The following is a 19,157-nucleotide window of genomic DNA, read 5'->3' on the forward strand; positions in this document are numbered from 1 at the left end:
TGGGTGCGTTGGTCAGCAGAGGGGGTCGAAAGGGACGTCTGCGTCGGACTTGCCCGAGGTCTGGTTGTTCACCCATCTGACGTTCTGGGTCCATCGGTCGGCCGAAATCTGCACAGGCCAGAGGCTCTTCTGCCAAGCCCACACCTGGTTGGCTTTGTCAGCAGGAACATTCATTCGCTCGGTGAGAAGTTGAGCTCCTGCTAGCTCGTTCGCAGGATCGGCTATCCACCCTGCTGCGGCCTTGAGCGCCGCACACACGGGGGCAGCAGCATCGGATTCAGCGAATGTGGCTGTCGTGACGAGCACCGTGCCCAGGCCGTATGAACTCACGCCGTCAGAGCCCACCGGGTCTACTTCTGTAATCGCCGTCATCGGAATTCCTTCAGCATCGAATACGGCCTGGCTGGCAGCGGTGAGAACGGCGGCATCTATGTCGCCCTTTCGTGCGAGTGGTATCTGACTCGCGGTGGGTGCCGCTGCGATGAATTGCACCGTGGAGGCGTCGATGTTTCTCTCTGCGAGAAGCTGATTGACGAATTGCTCGGCCGCGCCGCCACGTGACGGTATGGCGATCCGCTTGCCGGGCAAATCCTCGATGGTGGTGATGCCGCTGTCTTTCGTCACGGCGATGGCAAGATCGATCGACCCGTAGGGGGACAGTGGCCGCAGACTCTGCCCTTGCTCTATGGCCGGCACGACGGTTCCGGGTGCACCGACCGCGAGATCGGTTGTACCGCCGATGAGACCGCTGATGAGTTCGGGCCCGTTCTTTCCGTCGATGAGCTCGACGTGGAGGCCTTCCTTGTCGAACATTCCTTGTTGGACAGCGACGTAGACAGGCAGGGACAAAGCACTCGCAGGGTAGACCCCGATGGCGACGCTACCGTCGTTCGGACGCCCTCCCCCTCCACACGCGGAAAGCAGTAGGGCCGCTGCAATGACTGTGCCGACAAAAGGTCGAAGTTTCATGGGATTCCTGTTCCTTGATGGCTGGGCGCATCAGAAATCAAGCTGAGTTGGGTGGGCGCATCAGAAATCAAGCTGAGTTGGCTGGGCACATCAGTGGTCGAGCTGACCACGCAGCCGGTTGAAGATTTCGATGTATCGAGGTTCGGCGGTGAGGGTTTCGAGTTCGCGGGGGCGTTCGATGTCAATGCTGACGTCGTCGATCACCCGGCCGGCCCCGAGCAGCAGAACGCGGTCGGAGAGACAGATGGCTTCGCCGAGGTCGTGGGTTACGAAGATGACCGTCCGGCCTACCTGGGATTGCCAAAGCTCGAGGAATTCTCGCTGTACTTCGACTCGGGTTTGCGCATCGAGGGCGGCAAAGGGTTCGTCCATCAACAAGATGTCCGGATCCAGTGCCCACGTTCGGGCCAACGCGACACGCTGGCGCATCCCTTGGGAGAGTTGCCAAGTCCACAGCCGTGACGCCTCGGACATTTGAACGGCCGCAAGCCAGCGCTCTGATTGAGTTCGTCTCTCCGCCTTGGGTACTCCCCTCAATTCGAGACCGTACTCCACGTTCTTCTGCGCTGTTCGCCACGGGAACAGCGCATCTCGGGCCATCATGAAGCCCATCCGAGAACGAGCGTCGAATGGTGTTGTGCCGAGGACCTCAGTCTTCCCTTCTGTTGCGTCCACCAATCCAGCGAGCGCGTTGAGCAGAGTGGTCTTTCCGCAACCGCTCCTGCCGACCAAGCTCACGAACTGTCCGCGAGGGATGGTGAGGTCGAGATTGTCGACCACAGTTTTCGTCGACCCGTCGGGCGAGGGGAAGGATATCGTCAGTCCGTCGAGTTGTACGGCGGGTGTAATCACGTTGGTATCCATGATGATTCCTGTCATCGTCGAGCCGGCGGCTGCCACCGAAGGAGGTAGCGCTCGGCGAAGTTCATGACCTGGTTGAGGACGACTGCGACGATTGCGAGAAGTATGAGGATCGCGTAGACCGCTTCCATCCGGAACTGGGCCGAGTAGATCGACACAAGCTGGCCCAGCCCGTCCCGTGACGAGATCAGTTCCGAACCGACAACGCCAAGTAGCGAATAGATCAGCCCCAACCGAAGACCGGCAAAAATGCCAGGTGTTGCGACGGGGAGGAGGATGTGCCAGAACACCTGTGTCTTACTGGCATTCAGGACAGTGGATAGTCGGAGCCATTCGTCGTCCACCGACTTCACACCGGCTCGTGCACTCGAGCAGACGATGAAGAAGACGAGTGTGAACGCGAGAGCGACCTTCGCCGTCATCGTGATCCCGAAGATGACGATAAGCAGAGGCGCCAGCGCAAGACGTGGCATGGCATTCGCCGCATCCAGGAACGGACTCATGATGCGTTCGAGGGTCGGAAGCAGTCCGAGAGAGAGTCCGACCGCCACCCCGACTGCGCTGGCGAGGATCCACGCGATCACGACGGCAGTCATCGTGGCACGCAAGTTCGACGAAATCTCGCCCGACTGCACCGCTGCGGTGAAGTAGGCCCAGGCCTCGCCTGGCGTTTTGGCCAGAACTGGCTCGATCCAACCTTGCGATGCGACGAGCTGCCACGCTCCGAGTAGGACCAGAAGCAGCGCGACCTGGGCCAGTCGTACCCCGATGGTGAGTCGCGTACCGGATCGACGCTGTCGAGCGGGCTTCGGCTCAGAGCGTGCCCGCCTCGCAGAACGGGGTGACGTAGCACCGGATGGCGAACTTGCGGTGATGGTTTCGGTCATTTCGGCGCCTCCTCCGTGGTGCTCGCAGGCGGCGATAGGTGCTCGACAAAAGCAGACGGGTGCCTCTGGTCGAAGCTCCCCGGGTTGTTGCTCACTGCGTTCATATGTGAAGCAGATCACGGGATACTTCTTCCCGTCTACGCCACATTCGAGAGGTATGCCATAGGGTTTCCCTATGCCTGACGGGCGCAAAATCGGGCGCGCGCGAGGACTGCCACGAGAAGGGAACCCCGAATGGACCGGCGTCATCTGGAATACTTTCTCGCCCTTGCTGATCGGGGCAGCATTTCCGCTGCGGCTCGCGGACTGGGGGTCAGCCAGCCGACAATCTCGGAGGCTCTCGCCAGAATGGAGAAAGAGTGCGGCCTGACGCTCGTCCGCCGTGGCTCGCGGGGAGTCACCCTGACCGACGCTGGACGCGATCTCACAGGTCCGGCGGCCCAAGTACTTCGGGCATACCGGGATTTGGATCACGCTTTGCATCCATTGAACGTCGTGCAGCGGGGTCGGCTGACGGTCGTGTGTCCGCGAACACTGGCGCGTGATCCAGCGGCCACGGCCCTGGGTGCGTTCAGAAGCAAATTTCCGAACGTTGCGGTGACGATGCTCAGCAATGACACCGACGGAATCGGAACGGTGGTCGCCTCGGGTCAGGCTGATATCGGCCTCGGGGTGGACGAGGTGTTCGACGAGGGCGTTGAACGTATCCTTCTCGGCCGGCAACAAATCGTTGCGCTGGTGCCGGCCGCACGAAGTGAAGGCGAGGGGGCAGCGGCGTTGACGGATCTGTTGCGAATCGGATTGATCACCAGCCCGCGTGACGATGTCACTCGGCGACTGTTGGCGGAACGCCTGGGCGAAGGCACTGTGGACGAGGCGGTGGTTGCGGAGACTATCTCTGTGGCTTCGATGATCCCACTTGTACGCGCGGGAGTCGGCGTCGCTTTCCTTCCCGAATCTGTCGCCGATACAGTCGGAGAAGGTGTGGTGCTGTGTCGTACTCGGCCCCCTCTCACTCGTGATATCTGGATGTTCCACGGTTCGACGCCATCGCCTGCGGCACAAGCGTTTATCGAGACGACCAGCCGATTACGTGACGAAGGTGGAATGGGGAACGCCGGATGAGCAAGTTCGGAGAGTCCGCCACCCCGCGAATCGATCCGCGGCAGCTACAAGACTTCCTTGCCGTCGTCGAACACGGCAGTATCACGGCGGCAGCGGCAAATCAGTTCACGGGAACATCGAGCGTCTCTCAATCAATTGCGCGGCTCGAAAGACGCGTCGGAGGACGGCTTTTCAATCGAAGCCGGACCGGCGCGACGCTGACTGCGCGCGGACGGAATCTCATCGATCCAGCACGCGAAGCGCTGGCCGCGCTCGACCGATTAGTGGTCGAGCGCGAGTTCTTACTGTCAGCAGTCCCCCACCTCAGTGTTGCCACGACAGCGAGCCTTGCGGACGATCCCGCAGCGGTACTGCTCGGAGCGCTGCGCACGGAGGTGCCGAACCTGAGGATCACCATCTCGGATCCGCCTGGGTCGTCCGTGGCCGATGCGATTCACCCGGTCATGGCAGGCACCGCTGACGTGGCAATAATGGAGTCGCTGCCCACCGGTGTTCCCGGGACGCGCACGGTGCGCCTTCCGGACCACAAGTTGCGGCTCGTCTGCCCGCCCGGTACCCCGCCACCGGTGGACGGGGTATTCATCGGCGAAGATCTCATGCGCATCGGCTTGGTTGTCGCACCACGGTTCGAAACTTCCGATGTCTATCGCCATCTGCGGTCGATCGAACCGCGAATCGACCACGCATTCGTGATGAGGTCACAGCACCGCGATGCCTTCGCGGATTTCGCGTACGAAGGGATCGGTGCTGTCATCCTCGAACTCTCCAGTGCCGAGCGAGCATCCGAACGCGGGTGCACTGTGGGCGAGATATTCGAACTGCCCCCACGGAAGATCGCAGCCGTGGCAAGGGACGGCCAGAACACGCAGATCGTCGAACATTTCCTACGGCTGTGTGCCGAGCAATCCGCGCGGAAGCCGTAGGCCGAGGCGATCTCGACCTTGCGCTCTGGGTATTCGCGTCGCCCGGGCATCCACCGAGAACGATGATTTTGTCCACAGACACAACACTTCTGGGATAGTCCGTTTCCTGAAACAAAGCCGACGGGTTGCCTTCCCGTGAATATGTAATACACGTCACTCCGGATCAACTTCGAAAGGTTGACTTTCATGCGAAAGTCTCTGAAACATTTCGTGAATGCTGCAGCGGCGGTTGCGTTGTGCGCGACGCTAGGACTCACGGGCGCAACCGGAACAGCGGCTGCCGATGCGCCCGGCATCCCGAGCGTCGGGCACGATTGGGCGAGTGCAGGGCCGTACACGCCGAACGTCTCGATCGGGCTGGTGCACACTCTGTACTACCCGCGCCAGCTCGGCGCGCGCGGCGAGAAGCACCCTGTTGTGATCTGGGGGAACGGGACCGGTGTGCTCCCCGGTGCGTACACCTCTTTGCTGCGCCACTACGCCAGCCACGGATTCATCGTGGTCGCCGCCAATACACCGGCAAGCAACTTCGCCATCACCATGCGGTCGGGAATCGACCTCATCGCGGACAAAGCGGCCAGCCCGTCGAGTGTCTTCTACGGCAAAGTCGACCTGGAACACATTGGTGCGGTGGGGCACTCGCAGGGCGGGTCTGCGGCGATCAACGCGGCGATCGACCTCCGCGTCGACACTGCCGTCGCGATCCAACCAGGCCCGCTCAATGATGTCGATCTCATCGACGAGCCGGTTCTCTATCTGGCCGGCCAGGCCGACGCAATCGTTTGGCCGGCGATCGTGCGGGCGATGTACGAGGACGCAGACCACGTGCCTGCCGAGTATCTGGAACTGCGCGGCGCCACGCACTTCGGTACGGCGATCAACGGCGGCGATATGCGCGGGCCGAGCACGGCGTGGCTGCGGTACTGGCTACTCGACGATCCGAACGCTCGCACCGAGTTCTTCGGAGCGAGCTGTGGATACTGCACTGACACCCAGCAGTTCTCCGACTTCGACCGCAACGATCTGGCCCGGCAGATCCCGGGCTGACGGTAAGTCGGGAGTCGAAGACGAACGACCTGTCTGTTCAGATCGGCGGAGTTGCGAAGCTCAAATGACGACGTAGCCGTACATTCGTTCGCCCTGAGCCACAGCTCTGGTCGCTAGTTCGACGAAGGCGGTCAGGAACGGCACTGAGTCCTCCGACGGTTCACTGGTCTCGTCGATCGCCCAGGCGGCCGCAGCGGCCGCGACGCCTTCTGCGTTCAATTCCGCTAGTGCATCACGCAATTCGTCGGTAACCGTGAGCACGAGGGTGTCGCCGTCGTCGCTCATCGCGACGAGTTTCCCGCAGCGTGGACCTTTTGCAACTTCGTCGTAGGGGCGAGCGGTGAGGGCTGCTTCCAGTCGGCCGAGCGCGACAACTGGATCGACGCCTTTCGCCTGCAGAACTGGAGTCCCACTCGCAGCCAACTGGATCCGCGGGCGAGAAGCTGCGTTCGCCTCCATCACCTCTGGTTCCAAGTCGACGAGTCCCTCGAGGGCAGAGGTGGCATGTTCATCCGTGCGCGCGGTGAAGTAGTCGGTGATCGCAGACATGGCGCGATCATCTCACACACGATGCATCTCAACGCCCCGGACTCCTTCCGCGACTTACTGATCGACGTCAGGAGGGACAGGTGTGTGCTTCCTCGATTGCTTTCGCGAAAGCGCGAAGTCGTGGGCTTTCGAGATCGGTACGCCACACGAGACCCAAAGCAGATTCGGGTAATCCGTTGATCGGTACGAATGTGATGTCCGAGCGCTGGCTGTATGCAGCGGTTGCAGCGCAGAGGATGAGGCCGACCTGACTGAATGCGACCTGCGACAGGCCTTCCTGAACGGTGCTCGCCCCACCCTGCGTGGGAATCGTGGCTCCGCCCGGCGTCGTGCTCGGGGAATTCACACGCTGCCAATAGTCGGGGGCGGGGCCGGTGATGGGTACGAGACAGATCTGCGCCAACTGCTCGGCGTCGATCACGCCCAGTTCGCTGAACGGGTGATGGACTGAGACGGCGAGGGTCTGGGGCTGTCGAGAAAAGACGAGCCCGGTTGTCAGTTCCGGCTCATCTACGGGGAGAAGGGCCACTGCCGCATCGATTCGCCCGGCGAGTACATCACTGAACGGATCACCCAGGGGTAATTCTTTGATGGTCACGCATGTTTGCGGATGTTGTATCTCGAAACGAGAGACAGCAGCCGCGATCGAATCGTAAATTGCTCCTTGGAAACCCACCCGAAACGGCGTCGGCGTGTTGCGTGCTCTCGATTGAGCGTCCTCGATTACTCCGACAAGCGCACGATGCGCGGGAGCCAACGACGCAAGAAAATCGGCACCGAATTCAGTCAGGTGCACGCGGCGACTGGTCCGCGCCACCAGGCTTGTGCCGATACGACGCTCCAATGCGCTGATCAGCTGACTCACTCGGCTCTGGGAGATGAACAGCCGCTCGCCGGTGCGACCGAAGTGCAGTTCTTCAGCGAGAACGAGGAAACACTCGATCTCACGCATCGGAGGCTCCGACATTTTCACTCCGACCTTCGACTCATTCGACCACTCCATCATGGCTCATCGATGAATTGAGCTAATGGTTGGATGAGCGATTCGCCGTTGATCCATCGGCGTGCAGGAGCTTCTCTGGTTACATGCCCCACTCCGCATCTGTACAGAACAGCCCTGCGTCCACGTCCTCAACCCACGCACACACCATTGAGAACCGGTGGGCTGCGGTCGCCCTGATCGCAGCGTCCACCTTCATCGTTGTCGCGGCAGAGATGATGCCGGTCGGGCTACTCACCCCGATCGGTGCTGACCTGGTGGAAAGCGAAGGGACCATCGGGCTCTCACTGGCCATTACCGGATTGGTGGCAGCGGCCACTGCCCCGTTTGTGCCCATCGTGACCCGGCGCTTCGATCGTCGGTCGACGCTCATCGTCTTGATGCTGTTAGTCGCAGCGGCGAACGCCCTCACGGCCCTTGCTCCGAGCTTCGTTGTCCTCGCTGTGGCTCGCGTCCTTCTAGGCGTGAGCATGGGCGGAGTCTGGGCACTCGCCGCAAGCCTGGCTCCCAGGTTGGTGGAGACCAGATCCGTCGGGTTGGCGACCACGATCATCTTCAGCGGAATCGCTGTTGCCTCAGTTCTCGGTGTCCCTGCTGGGACGTATATCGGGGCAGTCGCCGGATGGAGCGTGGCGTTCTGGACTCTCAGCTGCGCCGCGACGCTGATCGCGATCGCCATGATCGCTGTCCTACCCACGATGCCAGCTGATCGGGCCTTGTCGCTCGGGAGTCTCGTGGCGGCCTTTCGTAACCCAGGAGTCCGGGTCGGATTCGCGATTACCGCGCTCATCGTCGCCGCTCATTTCGCGGCGTACACCTATGTGCGTCCGGGGCTGGAGTTCTTCGCGGGGTTGAGCCCTGCACAGATCGGCACGATGCTCTTGATCTACGGGGCTCTGGGCGTCGTCGGCAACTTCATTGCCGGGCCATCTGCAGCCAAGTCTCCGAAGACTGTGGTCGTCATCCTCAGCGCGGGAGTAGCGGTCACACTCGCCCTGTTTCCGATCTCGGCTACCACCTTGATCGCAGCTGCTCTGCTCATGGCGGCTTGGGGCCTCTTCTACGGTGGTGTATCGGTGAGTACTCAAACATGGATCGCACAAGCAGCTCCCGTTCACCGCGAGGCTGCTTCTGCTCTGTGGGTTGCAGTCTTCAATGCAAGCATCGCGCTCGGTGCGTTTTCGGGCGGACGCATTCACGACCACTCCGGTTCCGAAACGGTCTTCTGGACAGCCGCGGGAATCGCAACTCTGGCAATGCTGCTCGCGACATTCCGCAATCCCGTCGTGGCAAAGCGCGAACTGACAACCTAGTCCGCCTACACAAACCTTCATAGAGGCAGGACAACAGATATGCACCAGACACCCGCTTCGGCATTCATGGATGTGGCCGAGTTGCTCGAACGCTACCGGGACAAATCGCTGTCTCCGGTGGACGTGCTCGAGTCCACCATCGAACGTATCGAGGCGCTCAACCCAACCTTGAACGCAGTGGGACACACTTTCTTCGCTACTGCACGAGTACAAGCGAAGTCAGCGGAACGCCACTACGCCCGCGGCTCGGATGTCAGCCTTCCGCTCGCCGGTGTTCCCGTTGTGGTGAAAGAGGATGAAGCGGTACAAGGCCAACCTTGGACTCAAGGGTCCAAGGTCTATGAGTATGTGATCGCCACTCACACTTCCACTTTCGTGCAGCGAATCATCGACGCCGGTGCGATCGTCCACGCGCGATCGACGGCGCCCGAATTCTCCTCGGCCGCGTTCACACAGTCCGAGTTGTGGGGCGTCACTCGCAATCCGTGGAACACGAAATACTCCTCCGGCGGGTCTTCCGGTGGATCGGCAGTCGCACTTGCCACGGGGATGACGCACTTGGCTACCGGTTCCGATGTTGCAGGATCGATCCGAACTCCGTCGTCTCTCAACGGAATTGTCGGGTTCAAGCCACCGCATGGCCGTGTCCCCGTTGATCCGCCCTTCAATCTCGATCGCTACTGCCACTGCGGTCCGATGGCGCGCACCGTAAGTGATTGCCTCACACTGCAGTCGGTCATCGCGGGACCGACCTCCGCTGACATTGCCTCGCATGTACCGGCATCGCAGTTACCTACCTTCGCAACGCGTTCGTGCGCGGGAATGCGTATCGCCGTGATCCCCGCATTGGGTGACTGGCCGGTTGATCCGGACGTCGCCGAGAACACGGCGAAGTTGGTGGACACCCTCACCGCTCTGGGCGCACGCGCGGAGATCATCGAAGTCGACCTGTCCCGCACTGCCGTCATGCGCGCGGCCGCCATTCACTACGACCACGTGTTCGGTGCTTCGATCTCTGCCGAAGCGTCCGCGCACCCCGACAAGGTCACGGAGTACGCGAAGGAATTCGCGCGATGGGCACGTCGCACTCGTGGTGATGCGACTTTCCTCGACGGACTCGCGATCGAAGCCGAACTGTATTCGTCGATCGGATCCCTGTTCGACACCTATGACGCGTTGATCACTCCGGCAGTGGCGACGGAGGGCTTTCTTGCCGGCGACGACTACGTGGGGCACAGAATCAATGTGGCTGGAACAGAATTGGAGTTCTACCTCGAGGCTGTACCGGCCATCACCTTCAACATCCTGAGTAGCTGCCCGGTGCTGACAATCCCCACAGGTTTCGCTCGGAACGGAATCCCCACGGGCACACAGATAGTTACGCGGCCGTACGACGACCAGACGGCCTTTGCGATTGGGCTCGCCCTCGAGAAGGTCCTGCCGTATCCCGGCAATCACCCGGACTGCCATGCGGCCCCGCAGGTATTGTTCGGCGTTTGAAGCTAGCTCTGGTGGAGGGTTGACCAGAATGTAGTTAGGTGCCATATTAGTTGCATGGCAGTGGACGGAACCGATCACGACTCACCCACGTTGGATCAGGCGCGGCGGCAGTTGGAGCACTACGGCCTCGGGTCCGATCCGCAGGCTGTGCTGGTTGCGGTGCGGCTGATCTCGGCGGGCGCGCGACTCGGTCGAGCGACCGAGGTTCACTTCGCGAGGTATGGACTGTCGACCGGCCGTTACCGACTGCTTGCGGATCTGGAAGACCACGACGGGGAGAAATCTCCCTCGCGACTGGCCGCTGATCTCGGCGTCTCGCGGGCCACGGTCACCGGCTTGGTCGATGGGCTCGAGCAGGAGGGTTTGGTCGCTCGACGTCCGTCCGCGGAGGACGGGCGTGGTGCGGTGGTCGTCCTGACTGCTCGTGGCGCTCAGCGGTTGCGTGACATGGCGCCCGAACACTTTGCTCGTCTCGAGGAAATGGTCGACGAGCTCACTGTCGACGAGCGTGCGGTTTTTTTGGATCTGCTCTCGCGGGTCGTTCGCGGTATCGGTGCGCTGACTGCGGAGTAGTCGGCTGGGATTACAAGTATTCGCGTAGCGATTCGAATCGTCGTCAATTCTCGACAGAGACTTCTCTCTTCATGCCCAAATAGTTAGTCACCTAATTATTATCGGAAAGTTGGCCTCCTTCATGTCCGGACTCACCCCGCCGATCCGTCGCGAAAACAAAAGGGAGATAACCGATTCCAATCGAATCGACCCGGTTGCCGATCGTCGCGGCGCACGACCTTTCATCCTGTGGAGAGAGGTGCTGGTCGCCTACCTTGCCCCTGCGCTGATGGCGGGTGCGGGCGGAGTCGCATCCGGCCAATCGGGCCTCACGATGGCGGCATTTACGTCCATCGCGGGCACGTCGGCAGTGGTGGCGTTGCTGATCGGCTCCTGGCTGCAGCGTCGCGGGAGGTCACGGCCGTGGACCACGACACTGCCTCGCGTCATGGTGGCGGCAATTCTTGCCGTCGGAGCCGCTGTGATTGCTGGTCTCGTCGGGTGGTTCGCCTCCCGTTGGCTACCAGCTCACACGAGCGTGGTCGACACTGCTTGGCTTGCTCGCCTGCAACTCGATCTACCGATATCTGCCGCTGTCGCTGCCGTCATCGTCAGCTGGCGATGGCGCCGTCAGAATCCCTGACCGACAACACATGTCAAAGATCCCTGGTTTCCCGGGGAAGACCGAAAGGAACACGATGATCGTCATCATGGGAGCGTCCGGAACCACAGGCGGCGCGTTGCTACGCAGTCTCGCATCCTCGGGTGTGCCGAGCAGAGCGCTGTCCCGCGACCCGGACAGGCTGCGCGCCCACCTCGGCGATTTGGCCGACGGTTTGGTCGAAGTAGTGCCGGCCGATGCCGCAGACCCAACTTCGCTACGGACGGCTTTCAAAGGGGCCGAACAACTTTTCCTCGCCATGGCCAACGGACTCGAACAGGTCGAGCTCGAAACGCGTGTGATCGACATAGCCGCCGAGAGCGGCGTCGAACACATCGTCAAGATCTCCGACCCCGCCGCCGCGGCCGACTCCCCCATCGCTCTCTCCCGCGGCCACCATGACGTCGGCGAACACCTGCGTGCATCCGGGATCCGCCACACTCTGCTCCGCCCTTATGCGTTCATGCAGAATCTGTTGCTCCTGGCTCCGGCGGTGGCTGCGCAAGGGGTGATTCTGGGCGCGATGCGGGACGCGCCGTGCAACTGGATCGACTGCCGAGATATCGGTGACGTCGCCGCGGCCGTGCTCACACGCGCCGACCTCGCCGGCGGCACCTACGTCCTGACGGGCAGCGAGGCAGTCGGCTACGGCGGCATCGCCGATTCTCTGACCCGCATGCTCGATCGCCCCGTCCAATATATCGACCTGCCACCGCACGAACTTCGGCAAGACCTCGTCGATCATGCCCACATGCCTCCGTGGCTGGCCGAGCACATTCTGGAGATCCAGCAACTTGCCGTCTCGCGCCCGGAGTCACCCACCGACACGGTGGCACGTGTCCTGGGGCGTGAGCCACGAACCCTGGATGCGTTCCTGCGTGAGCATCTGGACCGTTTCCGCTGATTCACGCTGCGAGAGCAGTGCCGCCAGCAGTCATGCGGTTGATCAACGAGCCCACCGAATCCTGATCGGACCTCGTACGGATTCCGGGTCGACGACTTCGCCGCCTTGGGTGATCTGCACTTCGCCGTGGGCCACCATGTGGCGGGCAGCCTCTCGGACGGGTTCCATCAGCGGACGCCAATTGTCGGGTGCCGCTGCGCGGGCCACGTCGGAGGGGCAGATGCTCGACTCGGCCGATCGGGCACTGAGTAGTTCGCGGATCTTCGCCGCCAGTTCTTTCTCTTCCACCATATGACCTCAGTTTCCGGACGTGACCGTAGGCCTTCAACAGAGTATGAACCTTCGGTTCGGCGAGTTGTGGCGAAGGAATGGTGCACATCGATAATCATTGACGGCGTGGAGAATTCGAGTGCAACGCGCCGCGACGTAGTCCGAGAGTCGTATTCGGCCAGATCCCAGGAGTACACGGACCTCTTCGGCTCGATGGATTCGACGCACGTATCTGATCGGGCCCTGGTGACCAGCTGGGCTGCCACTTTGACCGGCCCCGTGCTCGACGCCGGGTGCGGGCCGGGGCAGTGGACAGACTTCCTGGCCCAGGCCGGGCTGGCTGTGAGCGGGATCGATCTCGTGCCCGAGTTCGTCGAACGAGCCCGCACCCGATACCCGGATCTTTCCTTCGAGGTCGGGGGCTTCGAGGCATTGGACGCGAAAACGAATTCACTGGGCGGCGTGCTGTCCTGGTACTCGCTCATTCACCATCACCCGCAAGATATCGAGGCACCGCTCGCTGAATTCGCGCGCGTGATCCGCCCAGGTGGTGGGTTGCTGGTGGGCTTCTTCGAAGGCACAACGGTAGAGCCTTTTGATCATGCCGCGACGACTGGTTATCGATGGCCGGTGACCGAACTTGCCGAGGTGCTGGTCACAGCGGGTTTCGACGTGATCGAGACCCATACCCGGACGGGGAGCGGCTACAGGCCGCACGGCGCAATCACTGCCAGCCGGCGCGGCGTCGAATAGCGGATCGAGACAGCGGATCGAGACAGGGCGAGCAATTCTCTTTCATTCATTTCGTGTGAGTGGTGTGCTGGATGAGTCACTTCCCGGCTTTTTCAGCACCGGATCATCCACAGTTGAAAGAAGGCGCCATGACCACGATCCATCTTCACAAGACGACCACTGCGACGCCCGAACAGGTCCTTGCCGGCCTGACCGACTTCGGCCCGGGCCGTGAGGAAATCTTCGGCCGCAGTGCGGACAGCTACCTGAAAGTGCACCAACAAGGACCCCACGATGCTGATGTCACCGAGGGCTCCAGTGGTATCTGGGAGCGTCTGCACTACGACTGGACCGACCCGCACCGCGTCGTGATGACAACCACCGACTCCAACCTGTGGGGCGGGGCGTCGAGCCATACCTACACGCTGACCCGGCAACCGACGGGTCTGACCGATGTCGATGCCGTCGTGGTCCGGGACGGCAAGAACCTCAAGGGAAAGCTCCTGGCGTCGGTACTCGGACTCGTCGGCACCCAAGTGCTGGGAAAGTCGTTCACGAAGTCCATCGACGCCATCGAAGCTCGCAACGGTGGCGCGAGCGGCGGCAACCCACAGTGACAAGAACCTGACGGACGGTCAGAGCGCTTCGAGGGCTTCCGTCATCTTCTTCACCGTCTCCGGTGCCACTTTGGCTTCGAATCCCGCCTTCAGGAGAGGCGACGCAATCTTGGCGGCACCGTTGAACTCGACGTTCGCGTGATACTCGATCTCGGTCGAGTTCGGACCCACCGAAGTCAAGGTGATGTCGTCGGTACTGGTGGCAGTCTTGTTCTTTCCTTCGAGAACAACGTGATTCAGCTCGTCGGTCACCAGCGTGTACGTCAGTTCCGTGGTGACGCCGAACAGCTTCGACACGTTGTGCCATTGGGTTCCGACGCCGACAGGACCGTCGGAGATCTGCGTGCAACTCTCGGTGCCCGGATCCCACGTCGGCGCATTGGCGAAGTCGCGGAGAAACGCCGCAGCCTTCTCGATCGGTACCTCGGCGGTGAATTTGCGGGTGACGTCAACCATGCGGTGGGCCTTTCGGTTCATTTTTCGGCGGTAGTGCCGAGGCGAGACTTCGTTCCGACGCCCGGGCTACCCAAACTCGACGAACGGTAACCGCCTTCAGAAGACTGCGCGGTCCAGTGGACGTGGAAGCGGATCGAGTGCGCCGGTCTCGCGCAGGCGCTCGTACGCCCGAACGACCCCATCGACGGCCCCGATCTGTAGCAACACGCCGCCCGGTAACGCGGCAACGCCTGCTGCCAGGTCATCCGGGATCGCGTCAGCGCGAGCGGACGAGAGGTAGCCGACTCGGCCGATCACGGGATCACCGACGCGATAGTCGGACTCGTCTTCGAGAGCGTCGAGGATGTTGTCGTCGGTGACATCCCCGAAGTCCGGTTCCCACACCGCGGCGAGCATCCGAAGTAGTTCTGTCTCAGGAACTTCGGCGGCGTCCGGCGCGCTGACAGCGAGAATCATCGACTGTAGGACGATTTCCGGTTCGCCGCCGGCCAACCCTGAGAGTTCGAGCCCCCATTCGGGCCCTCCGCCGGATGCGAGCCTCAACCCGATTCCCAGACGATCCGACCAGTCTTCGGCGGCCTGCGCGATCTCGAGCACGTGTGCCAACTGGTCGACGGTCACGGCAGTAGCAGGTCCAGCGGAATGGATCTGTTGCCACGACCCGCCGACCACCTCGGGCAACAGGAATTCGACTTGCTCCAACGTCCGACGCCACCGGGAGGCCACGGCCTGCACCGATTCCGGCCGTCGTCCCCAGAAAACTCGAATAGCGCGTCGTGTCATCGAGTCCTCCGGTAAGGATCGTCCATGGGTAGCCATCTCCCGTCCTCGTGGATTCCGAGATCAGTGACGCCGCGGGTGAGAGCGTCGACGGCCGCGAGAACGGCAGGGCGCGTTTCGTTCTCACGACACAGGAGTGACCACGTCCAGATTGCCGCCGGGTCGATCATCGGGCGTGCCGTGAGATCGCTCGGCAGCGTGATGGTCTGCCCTTTGGGCGAGTTGACGACCGGACGGCCGACGGCACGGACGTGATCGAAGAATGCCGGGCCGGTGATACCACCGTCGTTGATGCGCATGATCTGTGCGCCGGTATCGCGAGCGAATTCTTCGGCGAAGACGTTCCACGAATACCAGGAGGTGGTGTCGTCGTCGACGAGCACGACGACGTCGCGTGCCCGCACCGGTGTGGTGTCCTCTCCGGTGGAGACGGCGTAGAGCCGATCCGCACCGAGCAGTCTGGCGTTCAAACCGTTTTGGGCGACATCGTATTTACGTACCCAGGCGATCGCCAGATCGAGGCTGCCGTCTGCCACCCGCGCGGCCTGTGCGTGTGATGGCACCACCCAGGCGTCGACGTGCAGTTGCGCGACCCCTGAAGTGCGCGCGATCAGATCCGTGGGGAGCCAATTGACGTAGCCGATCCGGACGGGCTCCGCTCCGGACAGACGCTCCGCGCGGCGTCGCAGATTCTCGGCACTCTCGAGTAGCGCACGGACATCAGGGAGCAAGGCCGCGCCGGCTGGCGTCAGAGCGACGGAACGGCGGTCGCGGACGAACAGCTTGACGCCGAGGTCGCGCTCGAGTGCCATGATCTGCTGCGACAATGACGGCCCGGCTATCAGTAGCCGCGCCGCGGCTCGGCCGAAGTGCAATTCCTCGGCGACGACCTCGAAATATCTCAGCTGACGCAGCTCCACGATCCTTCATGCTACGTGCGGTGGGAGGTTGTGCCTATCAGTCAGGAGCAAAGCGGTCGTGGCGGTTCGGCGCGGCCGGGGCACACGATAAGACCATGACCACAATCCACAACGGCGTCTCCCCGCGAGCGCACGCTGTCCAAGCTGCCGCTGCGCTGGCGGCGAGCATGGGAATCGGTCGATTCGTCTACACACCGATTCTGCCGTTGATGCACACGCAGTCCGGTCTGTCCGCCTCGCTCGGCGCCACCCTGGCGACGGCCAACTACGTCGGGTACCTGATCGGCGCGCTCGCGGGAATCCTCATTCCCGGCGTGGTGCGCTCGGCAGCGGTGATGCGTACGTCGTTGGTGGTCCTCATCGCGACTTTGGCGCTCATGCCCACTACCCACGACGGATCCATCTGGTTCGCCCTGCGGCTCGTCGCAGGCATTGCCAGTGCCCTCGTCTTCATGATCGCCGTCAGCGCTTTGCACGCGCACCTTCGGGGGCAGTCCCAATTCCTGGCCGGATGGGGATTCGGCGGAGTTGGGTTGGGTATCGCCCTGTCCGGGGTCCTCGTGTTGGTCGTCCGCTTCATCGGTACCTGGAGTACAGCCTGGCTGGCATCTGCGGCCCTTGCAGTGGTGTGTGCGGTCGTAGCCTGGGGATTGACGCCGGAACCGCGTCCGGCCATCACACCGGACGCGCCGGGAACTCCCACTCCCCAACGCGGGTTCACTGCCTTGTTCATCAGTTATTTCCTGGAAGGCATCGGCTACATCATCGCGGGCACGTTCCTTGTTGCCGCAATCGATCTCGCCGCTCCAGAATGGGTGGGCAGCGGCGCTTGGATAGTGGTCGGTCTGGCCGCATTTCCCTCGTGCGCCCTGTGGGCTTGGCTCAGCCTGCGTTGGTCGAGGCCGACTCTGCTTCTCGTTGCCCTGTTGATTCAGGCGGTGGGCATAGCGCTTCCTGCTGTGATCGGAGGCGTCGGCCCCGCACTGATTTCAGCTTTTCTGTTCGGTGTCACCTTCCTTGGTATCGGGTCAATTGTGTTGGCAATCGGCGCGCACCTGCAGTTCCCACGCGCCGTGGCGTTGCTGACCGCTGGATACAGCGTCGGTCAGATTCTCGGCCCACTCGTTGTCACTCCGTTGCTGCGAGACGGGTATCGCGACGCTCTGCTGTTGGGTGCGGCCGTCGTTCTGGGCGCAGCAGTGGCCGCCACGGTTTTGCGGTTCCGATTCCCTTCCGATCTCGATGCGGACCCTCGGACGGCCACCTCGACTGAGGAGGTAGTTTTTGATGTCAGATGACGAAACCGCCGGAGCACTACCCGACGTAGGACTGGAGATGTTCGAATGAGCGCACTCACAACCGATCTCGACCTGAAGGTCCCTGTCATCGCAGCCCCCATGGCCGGCGGCGCTTCCACGCCGGCACTTGTTGCTGCTGCCTCTCGCGCAGGCGGTCTCGGATTCCTCGCCGCCGGGTACAAGACGCCTCAGGCTCTGTCCGACCAGATCGACGCCGTGCGCGCCGAGGGAGTGTCGTTCGGTGTCAACGTCTTTGCACCCAACCCGGTGCCTGTCGATGTCGATGCCTACCGTGCCTATGCCAGGGCGATCCAGGTCGAGGCGGATCGCTACGGCATCACACTGGCTGACGGTGAGCCGGTCGAAGACGACGACTACTTCGAGGACAAGATCGATCTGCTCCTGGCCAGCCCGGTTCCGGTGGTCAGCTTCACCTTCGGCTTTCCCGCACCCGGCGTCATCAAGGCGCTGCGCGCTGCCGGTTCACTTGTCGTCCTCACTGTGACTTCGGAGGCAGAGGCGCTCCTTGCCGTCGAAGCCGGTGCCGATCTGCTTGTGGTGCAATCGTCGGCTGCCGGCGGCCACTCCGGAACGCTCACTCCCCTGCAGGTTCCGGCAGAAACACCGATCACCGAACTGATCGCACAAATCCGTCATCGCACCTCTGTTCCGCTATTGGCGGCCGGTGGACTGGCGACCTCCGCCGACGTCGCTGCAGCCTTACGTGCCGGAGCGGACGCGGCAGTGGTCGGTACCGTACTGCTGCGCACCGAGGAGAGTGGCGCCTCGGCTCCGCACAAGGCAGCTCTGGCCGACACGTCACGCGGGAACACAGTCGTCACAAAGGCTTTCACGGGACGCCCCGCACGGGCACTTCGGAACGAGTTCATCGATCGCTACGACGCACTAGCGCCCATCGGGTACCCGGCCATCCATTACCTGACCAACCCGATGCGCAAAGCCGCTGTTGCGCAGGCAGATCCCGAGCGAATGCACCTGTGGGCCGGTACTGGCTATCGCCACGCGACGGAGGAACCAGTCGGGGTAGTGCTTTCGCGATTGGCTAACCTGTGACGGTGCGGACACCGGAAGCCGGATTGCCGGAAGTAGTGACATACGACGGGTTGCCCGGGTCCGCCGGTGGTGCACACTCGCTTCGAGTCAAGCGCCCCGACGTGGCATTTCAACGCCTGCAGACATTTCTGGAAGCCTGCATCGAACCAGTGTCGTTGCCGTCGTGGACGTTCGAGATCTACAAGAGTGGGCCATCCGAGCCGACCGCGCAATTGACAGAGCTTGCCACTGGGATCCTCGGTGGGCCCCGCTACAAAGCGCAAACCCATACCGAATGGAACGTCCCACCTGGTTCTGTCAACGAAGCGCTCGATGCCCTCGTTGGTTCCGATGCGGTCACAACCCACGGACGTTCTTTGGCGGCACTGACCTACAGTGCGCCCGTACGCCTGATCGACCCGGACACCCATGCGCCGTATCCCGACATCACGCCCGACGCGTTCGGCCGCTTTGCCGTCGACGGATACGGCCGGACTCTCGGCGAGTCAGGCATACGCGCAACCCTTGGGAACGCGGCATCCTCACTGTCCCTGTGGCTCAACCTGCCAGCAGACGAACGGTTGTCGTCCGGTGCTCGTCACCTACAAGACCATCTCCCGTTCCGGTTGTCCGCGAAACACTGGCGTCTCTGGCGGCCGAACCGGAGCGCAGACTCTTATCGTTCCAACAAGATTCCGTCGCCGGTTCACGACCGCGTTTGAATCACGCAGCAAGCATTC

22 protein-coding genes are annotated in these 19,157 nt (G+C 62.2%); 13 read left to right on the forward strand and 9 right to left on the reverse strand.

Features of this window, described 5'->3' with window-relative positions:
* Positions 1-12: 12 nt before the first annotated feature.
* The 3 genes from ABIE52_RS23265 to ABIE52_RS23275 form a co-directional block, all read right to left on the reverse strand.
* Positions 13-969, reverse strand: coding sequence for an ABC transporter substrate-binding protein (locus tag ABIE52_RS23265; protein ID WP_136471075.1), 957 nt, complete (start codon positions 967-969; stop codon positions 13-15).
* Between the two features lie 90 nt (positions 970-1,059).
* On the reverse strand, positions 1,060-1,833 hold the full coding sequence (locus tag ABIE52_RS23270; protein WP_042448237.1) for an ABC transporter ATP-binding protein: 774 nt from the start codon (positions 1,831-1,833) through the stop codon (positions 1,060-1,062).
* 11 nt (positions 1,834-1,844) lie between these two features.
* The gene (locus tag ABIE52_RS23275) at positions 1,845-2,717 is read right to left on the reverse strand and encodes an ABC transporter permease (protein WP_029256682.1); all 873 of its coding nucleotides are present in this window, start codon (positions 2,715-2,717) and stop codon (positions 1,845-1,847) included.
* Positions 2,718-2,951: 234 nt separating this feature from the next.
* Between ABIE52_RS23275 and ABIE52_RS23280 the strand changes: the two genes are divergently transcribed.
* The 3 genes from ABIE52_RS23280 (at position 2,952) to ABIE52_RS23290 (ending at position 5,812) form a co-directional block, all read left to right on the forward strand.
* The gene (locus ABIE52_RS23280; protein WP_192712680.1) at positions 2,952-3,842 is read left to right on the forward strand and encodes a LysR family transcriptional regulator; all 891 of its coding nucleotides are present in this window, start codon (positions 2,952-2,954) and stop codon (positions 3,840-3,842) included.
* On the forward strand, positions 3,839-4,765 hold the full coding sequence (locus ABIE52_RS23285) for a LysR family transcriptional regulator (protein WP_192712681.1): 927 nt from the start codon (positions 3,839-3,841) through the stop codon (positions 4,763-4,765). The genes ABIE52_RS23280 and ABIE52_RS23285 overlap by 4 nt, the downstream gene beginning before the upstream one ends.
* A 186-nt stretch (positions 4,766-4,951) precedes the next feature.
* Complete coding sequence (locus tag ABIE52_RS23290) at positions 4,952-5,812, forward strand: alpha/beta hydrolase family protein (RefSeq protein WP_192712682.1); 861 nt, start codon at positions 4,952-4,954, stop codon at positions 5,810-5,812.
* Positions 5,813-5,872: 60 nt separating this feature from the next.
* Here the strand turns inward: ABIE52_RS23290 and ABIE52_RS23295 are convergent, their stop codons facing one another.
* Together ABIE52_RS23295 and ABIE52_RS23300 are read right to left on the reverse strand one after the other, a co-directional pair.
* Positions 5,873-6,361, reverse strand: coding sequence for a hypothetical protein (locus ABIE52_RS23295; protein ID WP_030537159.1), 489 nt, complete (start codon positions 6,359-6,361; stop codon positions 5,873-5,875).
* A 67-nt stretch (positions 6,362-6,428) separates the two neighbouring features.
* Positions 6,429-7,328, reverse strand: a complete 900-nt coding sequence (locus tag ABIE52_RS23300; protein WP_042448101.1) for a LysR family transcriptional regulator — start codon at positions 7,326-7,328, stop codon at positions 6,429-6,431.
* A 119-nt stretch (positions 7,329-7,447) separates the two neighbouring features.
* On the opposite strand from ABIE52_RS23300, the gene ABIE52_RS23305 reads away from it, so the two are divergent.
* The 5 genes from ABIE52_RS23305 to ABIE52_RS23325 all read left to right on the forward strand — a co-directional run bounded on the left by ABIE52_RS23305 (position 7,448) and on the right by ABIE52_RS23325 (position 12,291).
* Positions 7,448-8,674 (forward strand): MFS transporter, encoded by a 1,227-nt coding sequence (locus tag ABIE52_RS23305; RefSeq protein WP_192712683.1) that lies wholly within the window; start codon positions 7,448-7,450, stop codon positions 8,672-8,674.
* 39 nt (positions 8,675-8,713) lie between these two features.
* Positions 8,714-10,174, forward strand: coding sequence for an amidase (locus ABIE52_RS23310; protein ID WP_192712684.1), 1,461 nt, complete (start codon positions 8,714-8,716; stop codon positions 10,172-10,174).
* Between the two features lie 54 nt (positions 10,175-10,228).
* Positions 10,229-10,747, forward strand: coding sequence for a MarR family winged helix-turn-helix transcriptional regulator (locus ABIE52_RS23315; RefSeq protein WP_003943230.1), 519 nt, complete (start codon positions 10,229-10,231; stop codon positions 10,745-10,747).
* A gap of 121 nt (positions 10,748-10,868) precedes the next feature.
* Complete coding sequence (locus ABIE52_RS23320; RefSeq protein WP_192712685.1) at positions 10,869-11,369, forward strand: hypothetical protein; 501 nt, start codon at positions 10,869-10,871, stop codon at positions 11,367-11,369.
* A 55-nt stretch (positions 11,370-11,424) separates the two neighbouring features.
* Complete coding sequence (locus tag ABIE52_RS23325) at positions 11,425-12,291, forward strand: NmrA family NAD(P)-binding protein (protein ID WP_192712686.1); 867 nt, start codon at positions 11,425-11,427, stop codon at positions 12,289-12,291.
* Between the two features lie 42 nt (positions 12,292-12,333).
* Here ABIE52_RS23325 and ABIE52_RS23330 read toward each other — a convergent pair whose 3' ends face one another.
* Positions 12,334-12,582 carry a DUF3253 domain-containing protein gene (locus ABIE52_RS23330; RefSeq protein WP_064443525.1) on the reverse strand — a complete coding sequence of 83 codons (249 nt, stop codon included), beginning with the start codon at positions 12,580-12,582 and terminating at the stop codon, positions 12,334-12,336.
* 105 nt (positions 12,583-12,687) lie between these two features.
* Here ABIE52_RS23330 and ABIE52_RS23335 point away from each other — a divergent pair, with 105 nt between their 5' ends.
* Positions 12,688-13,314, forward strand: a complete 627-nt coding sequence (locus tag ABIE52_RS23335; RefSeq protein WP_192712687.1) for a methyltransferase domain-containing protein — start codon at positions 12,688-12,690, stop codon at positions 13,312-13,314.
* A gap of 128 nt (positions 13,315-13,442) precedes the next feature.
* Positions 13,443-13,910: a hypothetical protein gene (locus tag ABIE52_RS23340; protein WP_031331426.1), complete on the forward strand. Its 468-nt coding sequence runs from the start codon at positions 13,443-13,445 to the stop codon at positions 13,908-13,910.
* A gap of 18 nt (positions 13,911-13,928) precedes the next feature.
* Here the strand turns inward: ABIE52_RS23340 and ABIE52_RS23345 are convergent, their stop codons facing one another.
* The 3 genes from ABIE52_RS23345 to ABIE52_RS23355 all read right to left on the reverse strand — a co-directional run bounded on the left by ABIE52_RS23345 (position 13,929) and on the right by ABIE52_RS23355 (position 16,066).
* Entirely contained in the window at positions 13,929-14,366 is a 438-nt protein-coding gene (locus ABIE52_RS23345; RefSeq protein WP_007735601.1) for an SRPBCC family protein, read from the reverse strand.
* 96 nt (positions 14,367-14,462) lie between these two features.
* Positions 14,463-15,149: a hypothetical protein gene (locus ABIE52_RS23350; RefSeq protein WP_054188336.1), complete on the reverse strand. Its 687-nt coding sequence runs from the start codon at positions 15,147-15,149 to the stop codon at positions 14,463-14,465.
* Positions 15,146-16,066, reverse strand: coding sequence for a LysR family transcriptional regulator (locus tag ABIE52_RS23355; RefSeq protein ID WP_054188335.1), 921 nt, complete (start codon positions 16,064-16,066; stop codon positions 15,146-15,148). The genes ABIE52_RS23350 and ABIE52_RS23355 overlap by 4 nt, the downstream gene beginning before the upstream one ends.
* Positions 16,067-16,161: 95 nt before the next feature.
* On the opposite strand from ABIE52_RS23355, the gene ABIE52_RS23360 reads away from it, so the two are divergent.
* From ABIE52_RS23360 to ABIE52_RS23370, 3 genes are read left to right on the forward strand one after another with little or no spacing between them, the layout of a single operon-like run.
* Positions 16,162-17,364, forward strand: coding sequence for a YbfB/YjiJ family MFS transporter (locus ABIE52_RS23360; protein WP_192712688.1), 1,203 nt, complete (start codon positions 16,162-16,164; stop codon positions 17,362-17,364).
* A 45-nt stretch (positions 17,365-17,409) separates the two neighbouring features.
* Positions 17,410-18,438, forward strand: coding sequence for an NAD(P)H-dependent flavin oxidoreductase (locus ABIE52_RS23365; RefSeq protein ID WP_192712689.1), 1,029 nt, complete (start codon positions 17,410-17,412; stop codon positions 18,436-18,438).
* Positions 18,435-19,139, forward strand: a complete 705-nt coding sequence (locus ABIE52_RS23370) for a hypothetical protein (protein ID WP_192712690.1) — start codon at positions 18,435-18,437, stop codon at positions 19,137-19,139. The genes ABIE52_RS23365 and ABIE52_RS23370 overlap by 4 nt, the downstream gene beginning before the upstream one ends.
* The last annotated feature ends 18 nt before the right edge of the window (positions 19,140-19,157 follow it).

The organism is Rhodococcus sp. OAS809, from assembly GCF_040546695.1.
GTDB classification, from domain to species: Bacteria; Actinomycetota; Actinomycetes; order Mycobacteriales; family Mycobacteriaceae; genus Rhodococcus_F; species Rhodococcus_F qingshengii.